Annotated in this window: 21 protein-coding genes; 18 read left to right on the top strand and 3 right to left on the bottom strand. The window is 49.0% G+C overall.

What is annotated here, in order from left to right; all coding sequences use genetic code 11:
- Positions 1-77 precede the first annotated feature (77 nt).
- The 6 genes from POF51_RS14735 (at position 78) to POF51_RS14710 (ending at position 4,343) form a co-directional block, all read left to right on the top strand.
- Positions 78-854, top strand: a complete 777-nt coding sequence (locus POF51_RS14735; RefSeq protein ID WP_069847756.1) for an inositol monophosphatase family protein — start codon at positions 78-80, stop codon at positions 852-854.
- A 144-nt stretch (positions 855-998) separates the two neighbouring features.
- Positions 999-1,445 (top strand): hypothetical protein, encoded by a 447-nt coding sequence (locus POF51_RS14730; RefSeq protein WP_069847754.1) that lies wholly within the window; start codon positions 999-1,001, stop codon positions 1,443-1,445.
- Between the two features lie 11 nt (positions 1,446-1,456).
- Positions 1,457-1,717: a hypothetical protein gene (locus POF51_RS14725; RefSeq protein ID WP_047071752.1), complete on the top strand. Its 261-nt coding sequence runs from the start codon at positions 1,457-1,459 to the stop codon at positions 1,715-1,717.
- Between the two features lie 4 nt (positions 1,718-1,721).
- Positions 1,722-2,969: a glutathionylspermidine synthase family protein gene (locus POF51_RS14720; protein WP_271755659.1), complete on the top strand. Its 1,248-nt coding sequence runs from the start codon at positions 1,722-1,724 to the stop codon at positions 2,967-2,969.
- 21 nt (positions 2,970-2,990) lie between these two features.
- Positions 2,991-3,428, top strand: coding sequence for a DUF350 domain-containing protein (locus POF51_RS14715; protein ID WP_069847749.1), 438 nt, complete (start codon positions 2,991-2,993; stop codon positions 3,426-3,428).
- Positions 3,429-3,575: 147 nt separating this feature from the next.
- The gene (locus tag POF51_RS14710; protein WP_271755658.1) at positions 3,576-4,343 is read left to right on the top strand and encodes a potassium channel family protein; all 768 of its coding nucleotides are present in this window, start codon (positions 3,576-3,578) and stop codon (positions 4,341-4,343) included.
- Positions 4,344-4,380: 37 nt separating this feature from the next.
- Here POF51_RS14710 and POF51_RS14705 read toward each other — a convergent pair whose 3' ends face one another.
- Positions 4,381-5,265 (bottom strand): LysR family transcriptional regulator, encoded by an 885-nt coding sequence (locus tag POF51_RS14705; protein ID WP_271755657.1) that lies wholly within the window; start codon positions 5,263-5,265, stop codon positions 4,381-4,383.
- Positions 5,266-5,413: 148 nt separating this feature from the next.
- Here POF51_RS14705 and POF51_RS14700 point away from each other — a divergent pair, with 148 nt between their 5' ends.
- The 8 genes from POF51_RS14700 (at position 5,414) to cysC (ending at position 13,159) form a co-directional block, all read left to right on the top strand.
- Positions 5,414-6,172 (top strand): arylamine N-acetyltransferase family protein, encoded by a 759-nt coding sequence (locus POF51_RS14700; RefSeq protein ID WP_069847745.1) that lies wholly within the window; start codon positions 5,414-5,416, stop codon positions 6,170-6,172.
- Between the two features lie 177 nt (positions 6,173-6,349).
- Positions 6,350-7,162 carry a sirohydrochlorin chelatase gene (locus POF51_RS14695; protein ID WP_271755656.1) on the top strand — a complete coding sequence of 271 codons (813 nt, stop codon included), beginning with the start codon at positions 6,350-6,352 and terminating at the stop codon, positions 7,160-7,162.
- Positions 7,128-8,744: a nitrite/sulfite reductase gene (locus tag POF51_RS14690; RefSeq protein WP_069847741.1), complete on the top strand. Its 1,617-nt coding sequence runs from the start codon at positions 7,128-7,130 to the stop codon at positions 8,742-8,744. The genes POF51_RS14695 and POF51_RS14690 overlap by 35 nt, the downstream gene beginning before the upstream one ends.
- Positions 8,745-8,783: 39 nt before the next feature.
- Positions 8,784-9,020 carry a DUF3906 family protein gene (locus POF51_RS14685; RefSeq protein ID WP_271755655.1) on the top strand — a complete coding sequence of 79 codons (237 nt, stop codon included), beginning with the start codon at positions 8,784-8,786 and terminating at the stop codon, positions 9,018-9,020.
- Between the two features lie 56 nt (positions 9,021-9,076).
- Positions 9,077-10,597 (top strand): uroporphyrinogen-III C-methyltransferase, encoded by a 1,521-nt coding sequence (gene cobA, locus POF51_RS14680; RefSeq protein WP_271755654.1) that lies wholly within the window; start codon positions 9,077-9,079, stop codon positions 10,595-10,597.
- Positions 10,598-10,612: 15 nt separating this feature from the next.
- A complete protein-coding gene (locus tag POF51_RS14675) occupies positions 10,613-11,329 on the top strand; it encodes a phosphoadenylyl-sulfate reductase (protein WP_069847736.1) in 717 nt (238 codons plus the stop codon).
- A 42-nt stretch (positions 11,330-11,371) separates the two neighbouring features.
- The gene (gene sat / locus POF51_RS14670; protein WP_271755653.1) at positions 11,372-12,514 is read left to right on the top strand and encodes a sulfate adenylyltransferase; all 1,143 of its coding nucleotides are present in this window, start codon (positions 11,372-11,374) and stop codon (positions 12,512-12,514) included.
- A gap of 39 nt (positions 12,515-12,553) precedes the next feature.
- Positions 12,554-13,159: an adenylyl-sulfate kinase gene (gene cysC, locus POF51_RS14665; RefSeq protein ID WP_069847731.1), complete on the top strand. Its 606-nt coding sequence runs from the start codon at positions 12,554-12,556 to the stop codon at positions 13,157-13,159.
- Between the two features lie 63 nt (positions 13,160-13,222).
- On the opposite strand, the gene POF51_RS14660 is transcribed toward cysC, so the two are convergent.
- Positions 13,223-14,497 (bottom strand): hypothetical protein, encoded by a 1,275-nt coding sequence (locus tag POF51_RS14660; RefSeq protein ID WP_069847729.1) that lies wholly within the window; start codon positions 14,495-14,497, stop codon positions 13,223-13,225.
- A gap of 171 nt (positions 14,498-14,668) precedes the next feature.
- Between POF51_RS14660 and POF51_RS14655 the strand changes: the two genes are divergently transcribed.
- Positions 14,669-17,710, top strand: a complete 3,042-nt coding sequence (locus POF51_RS14655) for a DNA translocase FtsK (RefSeq protein WP_442869573.1) — start codon at positions 14,669-14,671, stop codon at positions 17,708-17,710.
- A 111-nt stretch (positions 17,711-17,821) separates the two neighbouring features.
- Positions 17,822-18,217 (top strand): hypothetical protein, encoded by a 396-nt coding sequence (locus POF51_RS14650; protein ID WP_026043245.1) that lies wholly within the window; start codon positions 17,822-17,824, stop codon positions 18,215-18,217.
- 56 nt (positions 18,218-18,273) lie between these two features.
- On the opposite strand, the gene POF51_RS14645 is transcribed toward POF51_RS14650, so the two are convergent.
- Positions 18,274-19,812 carry a glycosyl hydrolase family 28-related protein gene (locus POF51_RS14645; protein WP_069847727.1) on the bottom strand — a complete coding sequence of 513 codons (1,539 nt, stop codon included), beginning with the start codon at positions 19,810-19,812 and terminating at the stop codon, positions 18,274-18,276.
- Between the two features lie 193 nt (positions 19,813-20,005).
- On the opposite strand from POF51_RS14645, the gene POF51_RS14640 reads away from it, so the two are divergent.
- Complete coding sequence (locus POF51_RS14640; RefSeq protein WP_069847725.1) at positions 20,006-20,989, top strand: NAD-dependent epimerase; 984 nt, start codon at positions 20,006-20,008, stop codon at positions 20,987-20,989.
- Positions 20,982-22,262, top strand: a complete 1,281-nt coding sequence (locus POF51_RS14635; protein ID WP_271755651.1) for a nucleotide sugar dehydrogenase — start codon at positions 20,982-20,984, stop codon at positions 22,260-22,262. Before POF51_RS14640 ends, POF51_RS14635 begins: the two co-directional genes overlap by 8 nt.
- Positions 22,263-22,268: the final 6 nt, after the last annotated feature.

Raw genomic sequence — 22,268 nt, 5'->3', positions numbered from 1 at the left:
CTTCTCGGTGCTGAAAAGCCGACTTATTGAACTCTTATTTGAAAGGTTGTTCCAAAGAGAAAAAGGAGCGAAATGTCATGATCGAAATTGCAAAAGAAGCAGCAAGTGTCGCGGGTGCGTTTTTGAAAGAACGTTTTCTCGAACAGCTCGTGCCCGATGAGGAATTGCATAACGACGTGAAGCTGCCAGAGGATAAAGGCAGTGAAAAGCGCATCATTGAGGTCCTGCATCGCCACTTCCCGACACATACCATTTTTTCTGAAGAGGTCGGAATGGTTTCCCGCGCGGAAGAGTATCTGTGGATTATCGATCCTTTAGATGGAACGAATAACTATTTTATCGGCTATCCGTATTTCTCGATCTCGATTGCCTTGCAGCACATGGGCGAGCTGGTGCTTGGCGTCGTCTACAATCCGGTAGCGGGTCAAATGTTTTGGGCGGAAAAAGGAAAAGGAGCCTATTTGAACGGAAAACGATTGAACGTCAATAACCGTCAAGACCTCACACGTGCAGTCGGTACGTACATCCGTGGACGCGACACGGTAACGAAGGAAGAAGAGATGGCTTTTACAGAATCGTTTGTATTCCAGACCAAGCGTCTCATGCGAAATATTGCGCCTGCGCTGGACTGGTGCTTGCTGGCAAACGGATGGCTCGATTATATCGTGATGCAACGTTCCAATATTATGGATGTGGCCGCCGGAATTGTTATCGCCCAGGAGGCGGGTGCAACGATTACGGACTGGTCTGGAAAACCATATCAGCATGAGCCATTCCATCAAGATCACACGCCTTCATTAGTGGCGAGCAACGGACATTTGCATGAAACGATTCGCGGTATGATTCGACAGTAACGGGAACGAAAGAAGCAGGACTTATGTAGCGGTTTATGGCTCAGCTGGATTTCTTTTCATTTATTGGCAACCAAATGTTTCGGCGCACGTATAAAACTGTTGCGCATGATTTGTTATTCTGTGATAGGTAAAGAGGTGAGAAAAATGGCACGACTGGAATATCGGCTGCTGGATGAGGCGAGGGGATACCCTGTTCAGTTTTACTACGACAACGTGAACAAAGACGAGGTCTCCTTGCGTTTTGCTTGCGATTATTTGGTGAAGGGGCATGTCGTTTATGAAAAGACGTCCTGTGCAATCGAAAACGGCACGTATGTCATTTACGTCAAGCGCTCAACAGAAGAGCAAGCTGTCGATTACGCGGAGGCTGTGACTGCACGCTGGGGCAGCATCCAGATCGAAATGCGTGAATATCAAGAAAATGCACGCGTTTATCCGCTTGTACACACGTTTTACTTCAAGGACGATGACGATGCTCTCTTGCATTTGCAAAGCGACTATTTGTACGTGAATGGACGCGAATGGGAGAAGACATCGGCCGAAGTGGATGAAGATCGGCAGGTTTATGTTTACTACGCGAAGCCAGTGTAGGAGGAAGAAAGATGGCACAAACGAAATCGAAGAAAGTAGTCGGTCTGTTCGTCGCAGCTGCACTTGCGATCAGCGGTTGTTCTTCCGGGGACGACTATGATGATGATTGCTACGATAACGACAATGACGGCTATTGTGACGATAGCAGCAGCAGTGGGGGTTCGAGCTCTACTTACAGGTCTTACAAGAGCAAATCCGGAGTATCGAGTGGCATAAGCACGAGCAGCTCCAAGGGCGGTATCGGCAGCTCGGGCTATTCCAGCTCCGGGTGAGGTGATGGAAGTGGAAGACCATAACCGACGAGAACGAGAGGCGCTGTATGGCCCGATGCGGGAAGAGGGCGTATTTACCTGGGATTGGATGTATGGCGAGGAGTATGCGCTTTATGATATCCACCTGATCCCTCCCTCCTTTCGAGAGGAAATCGCGATGGCAACCGAGCGGCTTGGGCAAATTTTTACCAAGGTCGTTCCGGTATTGCAGCGTGCAGAGGACTCCCTGTTGTTGGAACTAGGAGTGCCAAAGCAGGCTTTGCAGGCAGTCAGGATTGTTGTTTCCCAAACAGTGCCGACTGTGATTGGACGCTTTGATTTTGCCCAGACAACAGAAGGATTGAAGATGCTTGAGTGCAACAGCGATACCCCTACAGGAATCGTCGAGGCTTTTTATGTGAACGGTCGTGCTTGTCGCCATTTCCAGCGCGAGGACCCGAATGAAGGGATGGAGCGGCAGTTGCGTTCGGCATTCAGCAAGGTGGTCGACGCGTATCGGGCACAGGGCTATGATACGGATTCTGTCTGGTTTAGCTCGCTCGACTGGCATGAGGAAGACAAGGGAACGACATTGTACTTATTGAACCAATCGGGTCTGTCTGCTCGGTTTGCCGCTTTGGAGCATTTGCGTGTTTGGCAAGATCGTCTCTATGTAAAGGAGAATGAGGAGCTACTGCCAGTCGATGTGCTGTACCGTCTGCATGCTTTGGAAAAGCTGGCGGTAGAACAGGATGAAGATGGGTACCCGACTGGTGAGCATGTGCTTTCGTTGATTGCCCGCAAAAAACTCGCCATTATTAATCCTCCTTCTGCGTTTCTCATTCAGACGAAGGCTTTGCAGGCGCTCATCTGGAACTTGCATGAGGCGAATGAGTTTTTTACAGAAGAGGAGCACGCGATCATCGAAGCTTATATGCTGCCGACTTATTTTGAAAATCGGTTTGCAGGCAGGGAGGACTACGTCACGAAGCCGATTTTTGGGCGGGAAGGTGGCGGTGTCATGCTGTTTGCATCAGATGGTACGCTGCAAGAGAAGGATCAGGAGGAGTTTTACTGGGAGCAACCGATGATTTATCAGAAACGTGTGGAGCTTCCACAGATAACGGTTCAGACAGTGAAGGGAGCTTATGCTGGGCGGCTGCTCTGGGGGTCCTTTTGGATCGGCACAGAGGCATCAGCAATTGTAGCCCGTGTCGGGGGACCGATTACAAACAACCTATCCTATTATTTGCCGGTCGGCATAGACAAGTAGCGAAAGGAGAGGACAATTTACATGTTGGGACAATTGGATTACGTATTGAATTTTTTGGCGTATTTGGCAGTAACCATTCCGATATTGGCTGTGGGAATTTTTGTGTTTACAATCACGACTCCTTACAAAGAATTTGATCTGATCAAGCAGGGAGCACAGACTGACGATCCGAAGAAAATGGCAGCGGCAAAAGCAGCCTCGCACGATTTGGGAGGGAAAATCATCGGTTTGGCAATCGTCCTCGCTTCGGCTGTATACCACTCCGTTAACTTGTGGGATTTAGTCATCTGGGGTATTGTAGGAATGGTATTTCAAGTCATCGTTTTTTATTTGTTCGAATGGGTCACACCATTTAAAGTCGTGTCTGAAATTCCGAACGGAAACGTATCCGTTGGTATTTTCGCTTCGCGTTTGAGTATTGCAGCGGGCTTGTTGATGGCTGCGCTGATCAGCTACTAAGCATGGAAAGAGGCGTTCACCTTAGAAGTCTGGTGCTCGTGTAGGTTCTCTACATTTGGCTCCTCCCGCTTCAGGTTCTCGCCTCTTTTTCGATGCGGAACAGATCATATTTTGAGCAGGCACTTATGAGCACAGGGAGGAGTCTTTTTGTTCTGGCGCGTCATGTATGAGATTTTTATCATTATGCTAGTAATTACGTATGCGATCCTGTTGTTCGCAGACTTCTCTAATCACCCTCTGTTGACTGATGAACTGATGGACAAGGTAGACAATGCGCTGATCATCATGCTGATTGTCGAGTATTTGGTCCGGCTATGGAGGGCGAAAGATAAACGAAAATTCGTATTTGCCAACTGGTTCGACCTGATCGCGATGATTCCATTGGACTCTTATTTGTATTTAGCCAGAATTATGCGCGTGCTTCGGCTAGTGCGTATCGTGCGTGCTTCGCCGTTTTTGCTGGGAATCATTCGATCAGGCCCGATGCGTCAAGTAGTTGGTGTCGTCACGATCATCATGCTGTGGAGTTCGACTGCTATTTATTTGCTCGAATACGGTGTAAACGAGAACATCAAAAGCTTCCCGGATGCGCTGTGGTGGTCGATTGTGACAACCACGACAGTCGGCTACGGTGATATTTCGCCCGTGACGGCAGGTGGAAGGATCATGGCGACGATCTTGATGATAACGGGGATCGGAATGCTTGGAGCCTTGACGGCGAATTTTGCTACGCATTGGACAGAGACACATGAAAGCAAAGGCCCGGATGAGAAAGATCGTTTGACCGAAGAGATCAAAAAGCAGGCGATCGCAAATATCCAACAGATCGAAAATTTGACCGAGCACGAGTATGAGACGTTCAAGGAAAGTATGGATTTGCTGTATCGTCGAACGAGGAAAAAGAGTGAGGAATAAGGGGGGAGCTGTCAGGCATTAGGCCTGGCAGCTTTTTTTATGTGATTTTCTCGAGAGCGTAATGCTGTACAACAAATTCACGAAAGGTCTGTGCAGCAAGTGACAAGTAGTGCTTTTCATGCCACACCAAATGAGGAGTCCATTGGCAAACAGGCTTCTCAATATGAAGGAGCGTAAGCGGAGGCAATTCTATTTTGGCGGCGATTGGTAAAAAAGCAACACCAAGACCAGCGCGTACCAAGCCGCTGATGGCTGCAGGCTCGTCCCCTTCACAGACGATATTGGGTAGAAAACCAGCCTCTCGACAGAAATCATCGGTGATTTCACGGAAGCTGTAGCCCGGTTTTAGACTAATGAACGGATCATTTGCTACTTCACTGAGGTGGATACGCTGGCGGTCTGCGAGACGATGTGTACTTGGTACAGCCAGTACGATCTCTTCCGTCAATAAGGGTAGATTACAGATTCCCGGCCGATCAATCGAGGAAGTAGCGAGGCAAAAGTCGATTTCACCTTTTTCGAGCAGTTGAACCTTCAATTCCTCTGTAGTTGCTTGGGTGATGCGAAAGCTGATGTGTGGATATAAGGATAGAAAAGGTGCCAGTAATTCAGATACTCGATTCAAGGTTGTCGTAGCTAACAAAACACTTCCACGTTCCAATCCAGCTAGGTCTGCAATTTCGCGTTTCCCATCTTCTAATGCCCCAAGAGCGATATCCACCTTCTTGAGAAAAGCTTTTCCGAAAACATTCAGGCGGATTTGTCGCCCAATCCGATCAAATAAGGGGACTCCTAATTCTTCCTCCAAGCGAGCGATGGTAACACTGAGAGCTGGCTGGGCTATACGGAGTTCCTGTGCCGCTTTTGTCATATGTTCCGTACGGGCGACTGTCTGAAAATACTTGAGTTGAAGTAATTCCATAGTACATTTCCACCTTATATTGATATATTCAGGGTTATTAATATGATATTTAAATATATATTTTTATTTATCAATGATCAACCTTACAATGAAAGTACAAATCGAAACATTATAAAAAGTTAAGTATATAAATGGAGGTAAAAGATAGATGGACACTCAAAAATATTTAGAACGTATTCAGGCGCAGATGCAGAGCGAGCTAAATCTCGCGTATTTGTCCCATCTTCAAAAACAACATGTACTCAACGTTCACTTTGAGAATCTCGACATTCTTGCAAGGAAACCTCTCTCTTTGCGTGAAGAGGATCTGTATCAAAAAATTGTCCAAGCAGAGAAGGGTGGCGTGTGCTACGAGTTAAACGGAATCTTTTATTTTCTGTTAAAGGAACTGGGATTTAAGCCTTATCTGATGGCAGGAACCGTCTATGTAGGAAATGGAGTCTGGGCTCTGGAAAACGCCCATTTGTTCAACATCTTATCGCTAGATAACGAGCCATACTTGGTGGATGTAGGATTTGGCGGAAATTCACCACGGCTCCCTGTTCCACTGAGTGGAAAGGAAGTTGTTGATAGTGATGGTATTTACCGCGTCTATAAGGATGAATCCGAATCGCTCTACTACATGCAAAAGAAGACCGATGAGGAGTGGGAAACCCAATATCGTTTTGAGGAACCTTCCAATCAGTGGAACTTTGAAAATATCCATCCAATTTGTGTGCTAACGGAAACATCCCCTGAGTCCATGTTCAACAAAGTGTATTTCCTTTCGAGAGTGACGGAAACGGGGCGTATCACCCTGTTGGGAAACACATTGATCATCGTCAACGGAAAAGAGAAAACAAAAGAAAAACTAGAAAAACATGAGATTGAGGAAACCGTTCGTCGCTACTTTCACTTCTCCATTTGATGAGAGGAGCCATAGTCTAAGAAGATACGATTAGATACAACAGCCATCCACGAAATGGGGTGGCTGTTGTTTTTACCATTCAAAAGATTTTGTTATTGACGGAGCAATCCATCCCAATTATAATTCCGAGTAAACATATATGAATTACAAAATAAGTTTGGATAAGGGGATTATCCGATGGCGAAAACAGCGGTTTTGGTAATTGCTCACGGTTCACCCGATCCTGACTGGTTGGCGTTGGTGGAATCAGCCGTTTGGCAGTGCCGCACTGATTTGCCAATTCGGGTAGTTTACTTGGGAGGAGTGGAAGGACGAAGCATCAACGAGGAAGTGAAACGTCTGGAAGCATCAGGAGCGACAACGATTGTCGTCGTTCCGCTATTCGCTACGGCAGGAAGCAATCACGTAGGGGAAATCCGCGCGATGCTTGGACTAGACCCATGGCCGACAGGAGAGACAGACCTGATTCGCGTTCCGGTTCAGGCAAGAATTCTCTGGTGTCCGCCATTGGAGGATCACGGAAACGTCGAGCAGATCGTGGCAGAGCGAATCGCAAGTCTATCACGCTTGCCTAGTCAGGAGGCTTTGTTGCTCGTCGGGCACGGCAGTGACTTGCCTGGATGTCATGAGCGGTGGGAAAAGCTGCTCTTGCGTCTGACATTCCGCTTGCAAAACCGCTATGCATTTGCCGCTGCCGGATATGCGACACTGAGGCCCGATACTCTGTACGATCAAGCCTGTTCACTGGCACAAAAAGGGGATGTCATCGTGCTTCCTCTGTTCGTCAGCCAGGGCTATTTCACGCGACAAGTAATCCCGAAACGGCTTGCGGGCTTGGCTTATCGCTATGAGGGCAGTGCGTACTTGCCCCACCCCCTGATTGCGGACTGGATGAGCCAATCGATTCGAATGGCATTGGTAACTGACATCTTCACACAAAGGAGCATGTACGAGCATGGCAGAGAGAAAGCAGTGGAAGTGGGCTGCTGATCCATCCCTCAACAAAATGGAGTTTACGAAGCTGGAAAAAGACGGTCTGGATGTCATCGAAACGATCGTAAACACCTATTCCAAAGAAGGCTTCGCATCGATTGAATCTTCTGACATGGATCGATTTAAATGGGCAGGCATCTATCAGCAGCGACCAAAGAACGGCCACTTCATGATGCGCGTGCGCATACCTGGAGGCATTTTGAGCAGCGAACAAGCTCGGGTGCTCGCCAACATCGCGGAAGATTATGGACGTGATCTGGTGGATGTGACCACACGTCAGGCCGTGCAATTTCACTGGCTCACGGTAGAATCGCTCGCTGACATTTTTGATCGGCTCGCCTCTGTGGGACTATCCTCTTTTGAAGCATGTGGAGACTGCCCGCGGCAAATCATGGGGAACCCACTGGCAGGAATTGATCCCAATGAAGTGCTGGATACGCGTCCCATCGTAGCGGAGCTGGAAAAATTCTTCTTGCTCAATCGTGACTTCTCCAATCTGCCACGCAAGTACAAAATATCGCTTTCTGCCAATATTCATAACGCCGCGCATGCGCAAATCAACGATCTGGCTTTCACTCCGGCTAAAAAAGTCATGGCTGGCGAGGAAGTAATCGGCTTTCATGTATGGGTAGGTGGCGGCTTGTCAGCGAAGCCATACTTGGCGAAGCAACTGGATGTGTTCGTTCGACCAGAGGAGGTCGTCAAAGTGGCGGCAGGAGTTACGACTCTGTTCCGCGATTTCGGCTACCGTCAAAAACGTACCCATGCACGTCTTAAGTTCTTGGTCGCTGACTGGGGACCTGAAAGGTTCAAGGAGCAATTAATGGAGCTGGTTGGCGAGCTTGAGCCGGGTGGTATCGATTTAACCTCGGGCTGGAATGGTGGATATTTTTACGGCATTCACGAGCAGCGCCAAGCAGGACTATATTACGCAGGTTTGTCTGTTCCCGTTGGACGAATGAATGCAGGGGAGCTAAATGAACTTGCCCGTCTGGCAGACGAATATGGCGATGGAACGATTGGCACCTGTAACACCCAAAATGTCCTGATACGCAACATTCCCGAAGCGAAGGTCGCAGCTTTCCGCAATGAGCCGATAATTGTGAACCGTTTCAAATTGCAGCCTAATACGTTTGTCGGGTATGCCGTATCGTGCACAGGTACGGAATATTGCAATCTGGCTATCGTGGAAACCAAGGAGCGGATGCGTTCGCTGGCTCAATATTTGGATGATACGGTCGTTCTCGAAACGCCGCTGCGCATTCATATGATCGGTTGCCCGAATTCTTGCGGTCAGCGCCAAATTGCGGATATCGGCCTGCAAGGCGCACTGGTCAAGACATCGAACGGAATGGTAGAGGCGTTTGACATCTACGTAGGTGGGACACTGGAGGAGCCGCAATTCAACCGCAAGCTCAACGCGCGGATTACTGTAGACAGACTCGGTCCGTTCCTTGCCCAATTGATTACGCTGTACAAGGCGGATCGTCAGGAAGGCGAACCATACTGGCGCTATGTGGAGCGGGTAGGACTTTCCCATATCCAAGCACAGGTTGACTCCATTCTGCAACCAGCGTAATACAGATGCGGGTATAGCCAGGTTAAGGGGGGACATGTCATGGCAGAGGAAACAGAGAGCTACCTTTACAAGCTGGAAGCCGTGCTAGAGGAAGGTCGATTACTGACGGTTGTGGTCATCGCCAAAACGGATGAGCGAGCCTTCACTTCAGCCGAGAACAATCTCTTGCGACATACGATAGTGCCACCTCGTATCAAAGAGCTGAGCTTGGTTGAAAAGAAGCCGTTCGGACGCCAAGGAGTCGGGTACGTAGTGGAAACCTCTACGTTTACTTAAATATGGTGAGGGCTCTTCCTGTGAAGGAACCAAGCAGCAAGGAGGACGGATTCGTAATGAACACAGGCAGAGTCGTTTTTGTCGGAGCAGGGCCTGGTGACCCCAAGCTGCTGACGATTCGCGGCATGGAGTCGCTTCGGCTTGCGGATGTGATTGTGTACGATCGCCTAGCAAGCCCGCAGCTTCTCTCGTACGCAAAAAAGGGAGCCACCCTCATCTATTGCGGGAAAGAGGCGGATCATCATACATTGCCGCAAGAAGAGATCAACCTCCTTCTCATCCGGGAAGCTCAAAAAGGGAAATATGTCGTTCGACTGAAAGGCGGGGACCCGAGTATGTTCGGGCGGGTAGGAGAGGAAGCACAGATGTGCCGTGACCATTCTATTCCGTTTGAGATCGTCCCAGGGATTACTTCCGGGATGGCGGCTCCGCTCTATGCGGGGATTCCGCTGACTCATCGTGACTACAACTCTTCCGTCGCTTTTGTCACCGGTCACTTGTGTGAAAAAAATGCGGGAAAGGAACCGGACTGGGCTGCCCTCGCCTCGATGGAAACGTTGGTCATCTACATGGGTGTGAAAAATCTGCCTCGCATCAGGGAGCGCCTTCTTGCGCATGGAAAAGACATCCATACGCCCGTTGCTCTCGTGCGCTGGGGGACGGTGCGTGAGCAGGAGACGTTGATCGGCAAGCTTGGGACGATAGATAAGGAAGTCGAGCAGGCTCGTTTTGCAGCACCCGCTATCATTATTGTTGGTGAGGTCGTTCGTCTGCGAGAATCGCTGAATTGGTACGAATCACGCCCCTTGTTCGGACAACGGGTAGCCGTTGCAGGAAGAGCAAGCGATGAAGGAAATAGCGAGCTCGTAATTGCATTGGAGCAGTTGGGCGCCGAAGTCCTACCGATTCCTTTGAGCGAACGCTGCACGTTTGACACACCATTGACAGAGCTTGCCACTTATCGTTGGCTCGTCTTCGAGAATGAGCAGCAAGTATCCTTTTTTACTTCTGCCTTGCGACAACAGCGTTTTGATGTACGGCGCTTGACGAGCAAGCTGGCTGTTTGTGGGCAACTGGCTTTTGAGGCTTTCGAGAAACGGGGGATATATCCGGACTTGGTGCTGGATGAAAACACATCACTGCTCGCATTCCCTGACCTGCTTGCCTTGGAAAAAGAAGAGCAGGTGCTTTATATAGGGGCAAGGAAGCCGCAAAGAATCACGTTGGGCCACGGCAAGGTGATTCAAGTGATCCAAGCAGGCACGGTGGAATGGGATGAGAAGCACGTCGGTACGAAAGAGGCAGGATTGTCATTTGATTGGCTAGCGACGGATGACGCTCATACGCTGTCAGCTCTGGCGCAATTCGCCGGCGATACCTGGTCAAAGACACCGATCGTATGTGTCGGGAAGGAAACAGCAGCTGCAGCGAGAGAAATGGGCTGGCAAACCGTGAGCAGCCATGAAGATAAAGCGATCCATATAAATGAGCTCATGGCGTGGCGCGACCATGCCAAGCGTGGGCAGACTCTTGTCTTGTCGACGACTAGTTCGCAGGAAGGATCGTACGCTGAATGATCAAGGAGGGGGCACATGAGCCAGCTGAATTTTGCGACAGCTACAGAGGAACAACTCGCTTCCATCAATAATAGTCTCGCAAAGGGCGACACCATAGATGTAATCAAATGGGCCTACCAAACGTTTTCAGATGATTTGATTTATTCTTGTAGCTTTGGGGCCGAGGCCATGGTGCTGCTCGATATGATCAGTGGAATAAAAAAGGATGCCAAGGTCACTTTTTTGGATACGAATCTCCACTTTTCCGAGACGTACAGCTTGATTGAGCAGGTGAGAGCGAGGTATCCTGCGTTGCGGATAACGGTCAAGCAGCCGGACATCACGCTGGCACAGCAGGCAGACCTCCATGGCGAAGAATTGTGGGGCAGGCAGCCGGATATGTGCTGCCATATCCGCAAAGTACAGCCGATGGAAAGTGTGCTGACCGGAGTGGTTGCATGGTTGTCAGGACTACGCAGAGAGCAGTCGGCCACGAGAGCGAATGTCGATTTTATCAATCGCGATGAAAAGTTCCAGTCGCTAAAAATTTGCCCGCTCATTCATTGGAAGTCGGAGGAAGTATGGCAGTACATTCGGGCATTTGAATTGCCGTACAACCCTCTTCACGACCAGAGCTATCCGAGCATCGGCTGCGCTCCTTGTACTCGTCCTGTAAAAGAGGGCGAGGATTCGAGAGCAGGGCGCTGGGCGCAAGCAGGGAAAACGGAATGTGGCTTGCATCTCGCAAGGTAACGAAAAAGAGAAAAACAAACCATGGATAGGAGGGGCTTTTGTATGAGTGGGAAACCTCACGGGGGAGAGCTGGTAAACCGTTTTGATCCACAGGCAGACCTGTCGGTGACTACGCATGAGGTAGAGATAGATGCATTTGCACTCGCAGATCTGGAGTTAATCGGGATTGGGGGCTACAGTCCGCTTGAGGGATTTTTGAATCGTGCGGATTATATTTCTGTCGTAGAGCAGATGCGACTGGTAGATGGTACCGTTTGGAGCATTCCGATTACGCTTCCGGTCTCGACCACTGTCGCAGGAGCCTTGCAGATTGGAGACAAGGTGCGGTTGAGCCATCAAGGTTCGGTCTATGGCATTCTTGCGATCACCGATATTTATTCACCTGACAAGGAGCGTGAAGCCCGGCTCGTCTATGGTACCGACGATACGAATCATCCCGGGGTGAAAAAGCTATTGGAGCGTCCCGCCGTTTATTTGGCTGGCCCAATTACGTTGGTAAGGCGCACCGAAAAAGGTCGCTTTGCCAGCTATCACTTCGATCCGGCACAAACGAGAGAAAGATTTGCCGAGAAGGGCTGGAGAACGATTGTCGGCTTTCAGACGCGCAACCCAGTCCACCGCGCGCATGAATACATCCAGAAGTCAGCACTCGAAATCGTCGACGGTCTCTTTTTGAATCCTCTAGTGGGCGAAACGAAGGCAGATGACATCCCTGCGGATGTGCGGATGAACAGTTATCAGGTATTGCTGGAAAAATACTATCCGGCTACCCGGGTAGAGTTGGCCGTATTCCCAGCTGCGATGCGTTATGCAGGACCGCGGGAAGCGATTTTTCACGCATTGGTGAGGAAGAATTACGGCTGCACTCATTTTATTGTAGGTCGGGACCACGCGGGTGTTGGTAACTATTACGGGACGTACGATGCCCAGCATATTTTCCGCCAGTTCCAGCCAGAGGAGCTAGGGATTACGCCATTATTTTTCGAGAACAGCTTTTATTGCAAGAGCTGCGAAAACATGGCCTCTACCAAAACATGCCCGCATGCTAGTGAGCACCATGTCGCGCTGTCCGGAACAAAAGTGAGGGAAATGCTGGCGCGCGGGGAGGCTCCGCCACCTGAATTTAGCCGTCCTGAGGTCGCGCTGGTATTAATCGAAGGGATGCGACCGGTGTCCGTATCATAATCGGCTAGAAGAAAGCGGTTGTAAGAGAGGAGAGAGACAATGAGTAGAGAGGGCACCGCGAATATCGTATGGCATCCAACGACGGTAACCAAACAAGACCGTCAAAAGCGTGCAGGCCACAAAAGCTGTGTCTTATGGTTTACGGGGCTGTCTGGTGCGGGCAAATCGACGTTGGCCAATGCAGTCGAACACGAATTGCATCAAAGAGGACTAGCCAGTTACGTACTGGATGGTGACAATATACGTCACGGCTTAAACCGCGGATTGGGGTTTGGGGCAGAGGACAGACGGGAAAATATTCGCCGAATTGGCGAGGTCGCGAAGCTGTTCGTAGATGCAGGCTTGATTACCTTGACGGCATTTATCTCTCCTTATCGGGAAGACCGGGAGCTTGCGCGTAATCTGGTAGAGGCAGGAGAATTCATCGAGGTATACGTAAAATGTTCATTGGATGAGTGTGAGCGACGGGATGTGAAGGGACTATATCAAAAAGCGAGAAACGGAGAGATTGGTCAGTTTACGGGGATTTCAGCACCGTATGAAGAGCCTGTTCAAGCAGAACTGGTCATTGAAAGCGACAAGCAGACAATTGAAGAATCTGTCCAGAGTGTCCTTACATACCTGGAAGAGCAGCAAATTCTCTAGTTTTATGGGGATGTAAAAAAGCACGACGCGAGAGGCGCCGTGCTTTCTTCGTGAGAAAAAATATTACTTCGTAGTGGTCGCTGCTTCTTCAGCTTCCAGATCCTCAGTCAATTCTTCCATCCATTTTTGTTGATCAACCATGCTTTCAGCGATTGGACGAACAAAGCCTTTGTCGCTAAAGCTGTTGATTGCTTTTTCATCTTTCACCAGCTGTTCTACAGTCAGACCAGCATCTTTTGCTGGTGCATTGAACTTGGTTGCTTTTCCGAAGTTGTATGCATATTGATCAGCAGCCAGACCGATTGTCACAGCTTGCTTCATTTCAGGAGCTTGGAAAGTTACGCTCAGATCGCTTGTTTGTTTCACAGGCATTTTGTTGCTGTCGATGTAGAAGTCGAGGTTCCAAGCGAGCTTGTGGAAGCCTTCTTTTTTCATTTCTTCTACGATTTTTTCAGGTGTGTATACTTTACCTGTTTCATCCAGCCATTTTTTCGCTTCAGCCATGCTTTCGTTGATCATTGCTTCTGCATTTGCACGCTTCTCAGCCTCTGTAGTTTTCTTGCCCAGTTCTGGATACAGATCTTCTGTCATGGAAGTGGTCAGTACCATCATATCGATCGCAAAATCTTTTACTTCTTTGCTAGCTACTGCATCGTTAGCTGTGAAGAAGAACATTTTCACGAGTTCTTTTGCGTCGATTTTTACAGTTACGTGAGTCGCTTCTACTTTTTCACCGTTCGGCAATGTAACGGATTGTTTGCCATGGTTTTTCGCGTCTGTCAATGTATAGCCATATTTACTTACATACTTTTTAACAAAGTTGAAAGTAAGGTCGTTCATTTTGTCTTGGTAGTCTTTCAGCTTCGCAGCGTTAGCAGCATCGGAGCCGCCAAACTCAGCCATGAAAGGATTGGATGCGCTCGAATCGATTACCAAGTACTTGCTGTCCAGTGGAGACTTCACATAGACTTTATCTTCGTCAACGATCGTTTCAACAGATGCTTTTTTGTCACCTGTCCACAGCTTGTTGTCGCGCAGGAGTTTGTCGTCTTTTACTTCTACTTCAAACTTCACAGTATCCATATCCAGCTGGGAGCCTTTTACTGTTACGCCTGCTTTCAAAGCGGACAACAACGCCGTTCCTTCTTTGTCAGCCGTTTCTCCGAATGCTTCAGGCAATTTCTCAACGTCGCCTGTCAGCTTCAAGGAGCCTTCAAAATCATAGTTTGGCTTTTCAATTGTCGCTACGATAGAATCACGCACCAGGGATGCCTCGCCAGCACAACCGGTCAGCAATACTGTACCTGCTACCAGAAGGGCGCTTCCTTTTTTCCACATGATGTTGTTCCTCCCCTATGTATATTATTTTTTTATTCCCCTCTTCTTCTACGCACAAATAGAGAAAAGGTTTCGCAAAAACGGAAAAAAATCACAATCCAGCTAATTCTGTCCCATTTTCGTGGTAAAATGAAGGGGAAAAGATGGTTAGTGAAGAAAGGGCGTTGCAACATGTGGTCGTGGCTTCAAAAGCTGATGAACTTTTTTCAGGGAGAAAGAGAAGAAGAAATAGAGGAAGAAGGCCGTCCAGCAGGTACCGGTAACCCAACAGGTAATCCCGTTCCCCGTCAGCCTCAGCCTCAGGCGAAAACAAAAAGCATCTACCCAAAAGAACGGGTAAGCAATCGAGATATAGAAGACAATGTGCGTCAAAGAAGAGAGCGTCAATTTCGTTTTCCAGTTGTCCCGGATGACTATTTGGACAAGAAGCGTAATCATAGCGTAAATCCTGCCGAATCGAATGAACGCAGTCGTCAGCAGGCACCTCGTGAGAGATTCGAGCCCAAGCGTGAAACGGTGCGGCCAGCAAATGATCGTGTGCTGGAAACAAAGACAGAGACTGTTTTCGAGAAAAAGAAACCTGAGCTTGTCAAAAACAACATCGAAATACCGCAGCGTCCAAACCGTACGCCGCAAAAAGAAGCGGAAAAAGTAACGAGACCCGTTTTTTCTACAGAAGAAAAGCGTGCCTACCAGCCGTCTGAAATCGTTTCCCCTGTTTATGGGAAGATAACCCCGGCGACGCGCGAGGCAGAGCATCGGATTCATACGACTGCGGGAATCATATATCCGCGTCTGGAGCAAGAAGAGCATTTGCAGCAGGTGAAGCAGTGGGAACAAGAGATGAGCGAGCGTTATTTTCCAGAGGAGCAAGAGACTGCTTCTTTTGAGCAAAATGAACCGCAGCATGTTGTTGGAGATGAATCTATACATAACGAAAGAGAAGAGACTGCTTCGGAGTCTGCTATGGCAGAAGCTCTAGATTCAGAACGAGAGGTTGCTGCTTCCATGCAAATGGAAGAGACGGTAGCAGAAGAAATAGCAGGGAAAATGATAGATACGGAGTTGCAAGCTACGGATCTGCAAGAGTCTGATGTTGATGCTTTTGAGCCAAAAGGCGAAGAGATTGTAGCTCGGGAGAATGAGGAAGAAGAGGCACAAACTGAAGAGATAGAACTTGCAGAATCAATGGCGAGCGAGAATTCCGAAGAGAAGGAATCGGAGTCTATTGGGCAACCAGAACCGACAGACTACTCTCAAACGATGGAAGAGCGACTAGCCCATGAGGAAGCCGAGCATAGACTGATCACTACACGCAGTGCGGTTGTGCAGGTGGAGAGCGAGAATGTTGGCAATCATGTGGAGTCTCCTTCTGTTGGGGAGGAGAATCAAGAAGACGAAACAGAGCTAGGGAGAGATGGCCTCGAAGAGCCTGCCTATGCATCTGCAATTAGCAGATTGCTAGAAAGGGCAGAAGTAGATTCACCACAGGAGCTCAGTTTTGCAGAAGTGGGTTCGGTTTCCGAAGATACGCTAGAGCAAACAGAACCAACTGATCCTGAATCTATTGTTCAACAAATTGTGGAACCAGTTGTGGAATCTGTAGAACCGATTGTAGAACCAGTTGCTGAATCTGAATCTGTTGCAGAATCCATTCCAGAATCCATTCCAGTCCCTGTCCCTGCTTCATCCGCTGCACAGCCCGTGAACATGTCTCAGGTATCCATGACGAAGCAACCTGCGTCTGCTCCGGTAAAAGACTCGTCCAATGAAGCGGACCAAGGAGCAGAGTCAGCACAGCCGCCATACGACTTGCCGGATTTGGGACTGCTGAATCCGAGCCCGCCGGTTAGCGATGACGACGATGAGCATACCCAAATTCAAAAGCTGTTATTGGAAGAGACGCTCGCGAATTTCAATGTCAGCGCTCAGGTAGTAGGGATTGTCAAAGGTCCATCCGTGACACGCTTTGAGCTGCAACCGGCTCCCGGCGTAAAAGTGAACAAGATTACGGGATTGATTGACGATATCAAGCTGAATTTGGCTGCCAAAGACATTCGCATCGAGGCACCGATTCCAGGTCGCAATGCCATCGGAATCGAAGTCCCGAATATGTCCAGCCAGCCTGTATTAATCGAAAAGATCATCAGCTCTGACAAGTTTCAGGAGCATTCCTCTCCGCTGGCGGTCGCACTCGGTATGGACATCGGCGGAGAGCCGATTATTGCGGATATTAAAAAGATGCCGCACGGTTTGATTGCCGGCTCGACAGGCTCAGGTAAAAGTGTCTGCATCAACTCTATCATCGTCAGTCTGCTTTACAAGGCGACTCCTGAGCAGGTGCGATTGCTCTTGATCGATCCGAAAATGGTGGAGCTCGCCCCTTACAATCATTTGCCGCATCTGGTTACGCCGGTCGTGACGGAGGCCAAGCAAGCAACGGCTTCTCTCAAGTGGGCCGTGGAAGAAATGGAGAAGCGCTATGCGCTGTTCGTAGATGCGGGTGTTCGCGATATTGACCGCTACAATCAGACGACAGATGATCAGCTTCCTTATATCGTAATCATCATCGATGAGCTGGCTGACCTGATGATGGTCTCGCCGCAGGATGTGGAAGATTGCATTATCCGGATCGCTCAGAAGGCACGTGCTTGCGGTATTCATTTGCTTCTGGCGACACAGCGCCCATCCGTAGATGTTATTACCGGAAACATCAAGGCAAACGTACCGACTCGTCTTGCTTTTGCCGTGTTCTCCCAAGTTGACTCACGTACGATTCTCGATCAGTCTGGGGCAGAACGACTGTTGGGTAGAGGGGACATGCTGTTCCTTGAGAGCGGCACGACTCCGGTTCGTCTGCAAGGGAACTTCGTTTCAGATGACGAGATCGAGCGAATCACGCACATGATCAAAAAGCAAAGAAAGCCTGCGTACATTTTCAGCAAAGAAGATTTGGATCAGCAGGTTGCATCGTTTGACAGCGGAGATGATCCGTTGTATCTGGAAGCGCTCGTGTTCGTGGCCGATCAAGGACAAGCTTCTGCATCTGGATTGCAACGCCGTTTCCGCGTCGGATATAACCGTGCCGCTCGTCTCATCGAAATGATGGAGGCAGATGGGTACGTCGCAGGACAAAGCGGCGGTAAGGCTCGCGCTGTCCTTATTTCCAAGGAGGACGCACAAGCCGTAGTGGAGGGATCGACACTCCTGTAATAAATGAGGGTCTTGCATGGAGCAAGGCCCTTTCTACACGGACGAGTTGCCTAAATATTCAGTAAGGTAGTATGCTATAGGATAGATGTGAGATGGAAAGGAACGATGACGATGAATCCGCTGGCGAAAAAGTATCAGGAGATTGACGACAAAATTGTCTTGTTCAATGAAGAGTATTATTTGAGCGTGGAAAAAATCGACATTACCGCAATGACGCTGGAAAAAAGGGAGTCTCTCTTTAACCAGCTGTACGATTTCGACAGTTCGGATATGGAACTGGAGATCGATGTCTCCGAGGAAGAAAAGGGCGTCTGGTACCTGCAATTACTCGTACCGCATGTATTGACGTTGCCTGAGGCTGCCAAAAGACGCATCGAAAATGGAACCAATCAACTCACCCAGCATTTGAGTGAACAGGCAGATGAGCTCGTGAGAACGCAATTGCTCGGGGAAGAAATTTATACCTATGTGAAACGCTACAATCCGGATTTGGAGCGTATTGCCTAATAACAAACATCCATCTATCCCACAACGAGGGGCAAGATGGATGTTTTTCATTCCCCTTAGCTTTTGGCCGTTTTGGTCGTTAGCCAGGTGCAGGCAGTTTTATTTGTCGTAATCGCAATCCATTCGCATGGTTGATTGTTTACAGGAGTGATCAAGCGCAGTGTATCGCCTTTGAGACCGCCGTATTTGACGGAGGCGCTGGGGGCTGTTGCGACATACACCACACGTTCGTTGATGGAAACAGTTGGGATATAGGTAGAGTTTTCGGATTTGTAGCCGCTAGTGAGGGAAACAGGAACAGGGAGGTTTTTCATGGAGAGGGTTATTTTATCCGAAGACTTGTGATAAAACATTTTTCCAGTAACCTGGCTGAAGTCGCCACCATCCACGGTGACTACCAATGGGTACGTTCCGGTGCCGAAGAGCATGATCGCGTGATCAGAACCGGAATAACGGTTGTTGATGAGGGAGACATTTCCGCAGCGGTTCAATGAAATGTTTTGGGTCAACCGAGGGTCAAACGAACAGTCTCTCACGGTAACCTGTCTTTCGGCGAGTACATCCCATGGTTCCAAGCTCAAGGCATAGCCGCCGATGGAAGTAGCTGTATCATCGGCCTCGAAGCTGCAGCCATCAAATACAAGACCTATATCCGAATAATCCACGGTCAGACCGGTACCAACCGTCTTTGTACTTCCTTGTGCGGTCGTATGCAATACCCAGCGACAGTTGCTGAAAGTCATGTTTTTCATAAAGTTCACCCGATTTTTCTGATCAGGTGCCGTATAAAAAACCGAGGAACTGATACAGCCTGTCATGCCAGTGAGACTGAAGCTGGCGAGCGAAACAAGCTGACTACCTTGCACGACCATCGGGGAGGACAGATCTCCTTCCAAGTCGAGCTGTTGACGGCAAGAGATATTGCTCAGGTTTACGAACATGGGTGTGGCTCCGTCGAACCCTGCATTGAGCTCGACCTCAAAACGATCACACGCTACATTCGCTGCATTCAGACGTTCCAGGCCACCCGTCACCGTAATATCTGAGCGTGTACGCTTGCGGTTGTCACTGTAAAAATCGGTAATTTGCACAGTGCGGACATAGGAGTTCGTTTCCCCGGCAAAGTAAAAATGGTCGGCGATTCCATCCGTACACCATACTTGTCGTAGCGCTACGTAATTGATATAGCTGCTAGGACCGCCACCACGAATGTAGAAATCGGCGCTATGCTCGTAATCGTAAGGATCGGGAGGCAGTGGGTTTGCTCTGGCATTGGAATCAATCTTTAGGTTGGTGACCACAAAAGAATCCGCATCACCACCTGTGGATGTAATTGAGAACAGCCAGCGCCAATCTGCGGCAGTTGAATTGGCTTTCCTTTTTAACACGGAATAAGGACCGATTCCCAGCATTACTAGGCTTTTTCCTGTCTCCAGGATGGCCTCCAGCCTGTTTGGTTCAATGATATAGGTGCCAGCAGGGAAAAACAGAGGAATTTGCAAGTTCAGAGCAGCAGTCAAGGCAGTCTGAATGGCTTGGGTATCGTCGGTCACTCCATCCCCCTTTGCTCCGTACGTTTTTACATCAATCCACATAAAAGCATTCTCCTCCAAAAAATGGGTAGACAAGATTGTCTTCTTTTCATTTCATTCAACCATTTCTCAAATGTTGACAACCATTTGGTAAAAAGGGCATGGACTACATAAAAAATGTGTTCCATAAACTTCGGGCAGCCACTGGCATATTTGTCCTAGAACCTCCGTATGAATAAGCAAAGAGGTGGATAGTATGTCGATTTTGGTGACAGGCGCAGCTGGATTTATCGGTTTTCATGTAGCACGACGGCTTTTGGAACAAGGACAGACGGTGTGGGGGGTAGATAATTGCAATGAGTATTACGACCCGGTCTTGAAGAGCAAACGACTGGAAATCCTCCAAGCGTATCCATCATTTCGTTTTTTCAAAGTGGATATTGCAGATCAGAGCAAAATGGACGAGTTGTTCCGAGAAATGGAGCCGGAGATTGTCATTCACTTGGCCGCTCAAGCGGGCGTCAGGTACAGTCTGGAAAATCCTCATGCTTATACGACTTCCAATATCACCGGGTTTCTGCACATTTTAGAAGGATGCCGACGGTCGAGAGTCAGGCATTTGCTCTACGCATCCTCAAGCTCCGTCTACGGAGGGAATACAAAGCTACCATTTGCTGAGTACGATCCCGTAGATGAGCCGGTCAGCTTGTACGCAGCAACGAAAAAAGCCAATGAACTGATGGCCTATACCTATAGTCATTTATACGGCCTGCCTGCAACGGGACTTCGCTTCTTTACGGTATATGGGCCTTGGGGACGACCCGATATGGCACTCTATACGTTTACCAAGGCGATTTTGTCGGGAGAGCCTGTCCGCATTTTCAACTACGGCAACATGACAAGAGACTTTACGTATGTGGACGATATCGTCGAAGGGATGCTGCGACTGATGAATCGAATTCCCCAAAGGGAAGGGGATAAGGCGCCGCATGAGGTGTTCAACATCGGGAATCACCAGCCGATCGATTTACTTACGTTTCTTTCGATTCTGGAAGAGAAGCTGGGTAAAAAGGCTGTTCGCGACTATTTGCCCATCCAGCCGGGGGATGTTCCTGCTACCTATGCGTCAGTGGAAGCTCTGTATGAGGCGACAGGCTTTCGACCGAAAACACCAGTCGATGTAGGGATATCTCGCTTTGTAGACTGGTACGTCAGCTATTATGGTGTGGCTCATGCGTAAAAAAGTGGGAGTAGTAGGTCTTGGATATGTAGGACTGCCTGTCGCGATTGCTTTTGGGCAAGTGCTTCCAGTAGTTGGTTTTGACATAGACGAAAGACGCATACGCAGTCTGGAGGGCGGAATGGATGAAACGGGAGAGATGTCGACGGATGAGCTAAAGCGAGCCAACATCACGTATACAGATGACCCCGCAAGTCTCGCAGCGTGCGATTTTATCATCATCACGGTACCCACTCCTGTCGATTCTGCGAAACGGCCCGATATGCGGGCACTCATTCTCGCATCTGAAAGCGTTGGGCAACATCTGACTTCAGGGACCATCGTCGTCTATGAATCGACCGTTTATCCAGGGGCAACAGAAGAAATTTGTATTCCTGTATTGGAACAAGCGTCTGGAAAGCTGGCGGGGACTGATTTTTTCGTCGGTTACTCACCTGAACGAATTAATCCGGGGGATCGGGAACGGAGATTGTCCCAGATCGTCAAGGTCGTTTCAGGGCAAGATCGCCAGACGTGTGAAACGATTGCCGAGATGTATGGGTTGATTGTAGAGGCGGGTATTCACAAAGCGCCTTCGATTCAGGTGGCTGAGGCAGCCAAGGTGATTGAGAACACACAACGCGACATCAATATCGCCTTGATCAATGAGCTCTCGATTATATTTGACCGCTTGGGCATTTCTACGGCAGATGTACTCGAAGCAGCAAGGACCAAATGGAATTTCCTTCCGTTCTCTCCAGGACTCGTCGGTGGTCATTGCATTGGCGTCGATCCGTACTATTTGACATACAGGGCGGAGAGTGTCGGTTATCATCCGCAGGTCATACTGGCTGGACGACGGATCAATGACGGAATGGGCAAGTTCGTCGCGACCTCACTCGTGAAGCAAATGATCTGGCAAAATATTGCGATTCAAGGCTCGCGAATTACGATCATGGGCATCACCTTTAAAGAAAACGTGTCGGACATTCGCAATAGTCGGGTCATCGACATTATTCAGGAACTAAAGGAGTTCGGAGTAGAGGTCCAAGTGACAGATGAATTGGCTTGTCCAGAGCGGACGAGAGAGGAATACGGTATTCAATTACGAGAGTGGGAAGACCTGCAGCCTGCCCACGGAATCGTATTGGCCGTACCACATGAACGATATCTGCACCTGGGATGGGAGGAGCTTGCAGGGCTCTTGTATCAGGGGCAAGGTGTCATCGCAGACGTGAAAAGCGTGCTAAATCGCGAAACATGCCCGGCAGAAATTAGTCTGTGGCGTTTATGATGACCA

Origin of the sequence: Brevibacillus sp. AG (genome assembly GCF_028369215.1) — a bacterium.
GTDB classification, from domain to species: domain Bacteria; phylum Bacillota; class Bacilli; order Brevibacillales; family Brevibacillaceae; genus Brevibacillus; species Brevibacillus porteri.
The sequence above is the reverse complement of the archived record's forward strand: the minus strand, read 5'-3'. Positions and strand labels throughout refer to the sequence as shown.

Excerpts from the sequence above, each read along its gene's own strand:
- POF51_RS14685 (WP_271755655.1), top strand. The coding sequence starts at position 8,784 with ATGGCAGAGGAAACAGAGAGCTACCTTTACAAGCTGGAAGCCGTGCTA.
- POF51_RS14650 (WP_026043245.1), top strand. The coding sequence starts at position 17,822 with ATGAATCCGCTGGCGAAAAAGTATCAGGAGATTGACGACAAAATTGTC.
- POF51_RS14640 (WP_069847725.1), top strand. The coding sequence starts at position 20,006 with ATGTCGATTTTGGTGACAGGCGCAGCTGGATTTATCGGTTTTCATGTA.
- POF51_RS14730 (WP_069847754.1), top strand. The coding sequence starts at position 999 with ATGGCACGACTGGAATATCGGCTGCTGGATGAGGCGAGGGGATACCCT.
- cobA (WP_271755654.1), top strand. The coding sequence starts at position 9,077 with ATGAACACAGGCAGAGTCGTTTTTGTCGGAGCAGGGCCTGGTGACCCC.
- POF51_RS14660 (WP_069847729.1), bottom strand. The coding sequence starts at position 14,497 with ATGTGGAAAAAAGGAAGCGCCCTTCTGGTAGCAGGTACAGTATTGCTG.
- POF51_RS14645 (WP_069847727.1), bottom strand. The coding sequence starts at position 19,812 with ATGTGGATTGATGTAAAAACGTACGGAGCAAAGGGGGATGGAGTGACC.
- POF51_RS14735 (WP_069847756.1), top strand. The coding sequence starts at position 78 with ATGATCGAAATTGCAAAAGAAGCAGCAAGTGTCGCGGGTGCGTTTTTG.
- POF51_RS14715 (WP_069847749.1), top strand. The coding sequence starts at position 2,991 with ATGTTGGGACAATTGGATTACGTATTGAATTTTTTGGCGTATTTGGCA.
- sat (WP_271755653.1), top strand. The coding sequence starts at position 11,372 with ATGAGTGGGAAACCTCACGGGGGAGAGCTGGTAAACCGTTTTGATCCA.
- POF51_RS14635 (WP_271755651.1), top strand. The coding sequence starts at position 20,982 with ATGCGTAAAAAAGTGGGAGTAGTAGGTCTTGGATATGTAGGACTGCCT.
- POF51_RS14725 (WP_047071752.1), top strand. The coding sequence starts at position 1,457 with ATGGCACAAACGAAATCGAAGAAAGTAGTCGGTCTGTTCGTCGCAGCT.
- POF51_RS14655 (WP_442869573.1), top strand. The coding sequence starts at position 14,669 with ATGTGGTCGTGGCTTCAAAAGCTGATGAACTTTTTTCAGGGAGAAAGA.
- POF51_RS14695 (WP_271755656.1), top strand. The coding sequence starts at position 6,350 with ATGGCGAAAACAGCGGTTTTGGTAATTGCTCACGGTTCACCCGATCCT.
- cysC (WP_069847731.1), top strand. The coding sequence starts at position 12,554 with ATGAGTAGAGAGGGCACCGCGAATATCGTATGGCATCCAACGACGGTA.
- POF51_RS14705 (WP_271755657.1), bottom strand. The coding sequence starts at position 5,265 with ATGGAATTACTTCAACTCAAGTATTTTCAGACAGTCGCCCGTACGGAA.
- POF51_RS14675 (WP_069847736.1), top strand. The coding sequence starts at position 10,613 with ATGAGCCAGCTGAATTTTGCGACAGCTACAGAGGAACAACTCGCTTCC.
- POF51_RS14700 (WP_069847745.1), top strand. The coding sequence starts at position 5,414 with ATGGACACTCAAAAATATTTAGAACGTATTCAGGCGCAGATGCAGAGC.
- POF51_RS14720 (WP_271755659.1), top strand. The coding sequence starts at position 1,722 with ATGGAAGTGGAAGACCATAACCGACGAGAACGAGAGGCGCTGTATGGC.
- POF51_RS14690 (WP_069847741.1), top strand. The coding sequence starts at position 7,128 with ATGGCAGAGAGAAAGCAGTGGAAGTGGGCTGCTGATCCATCCCTCAAC.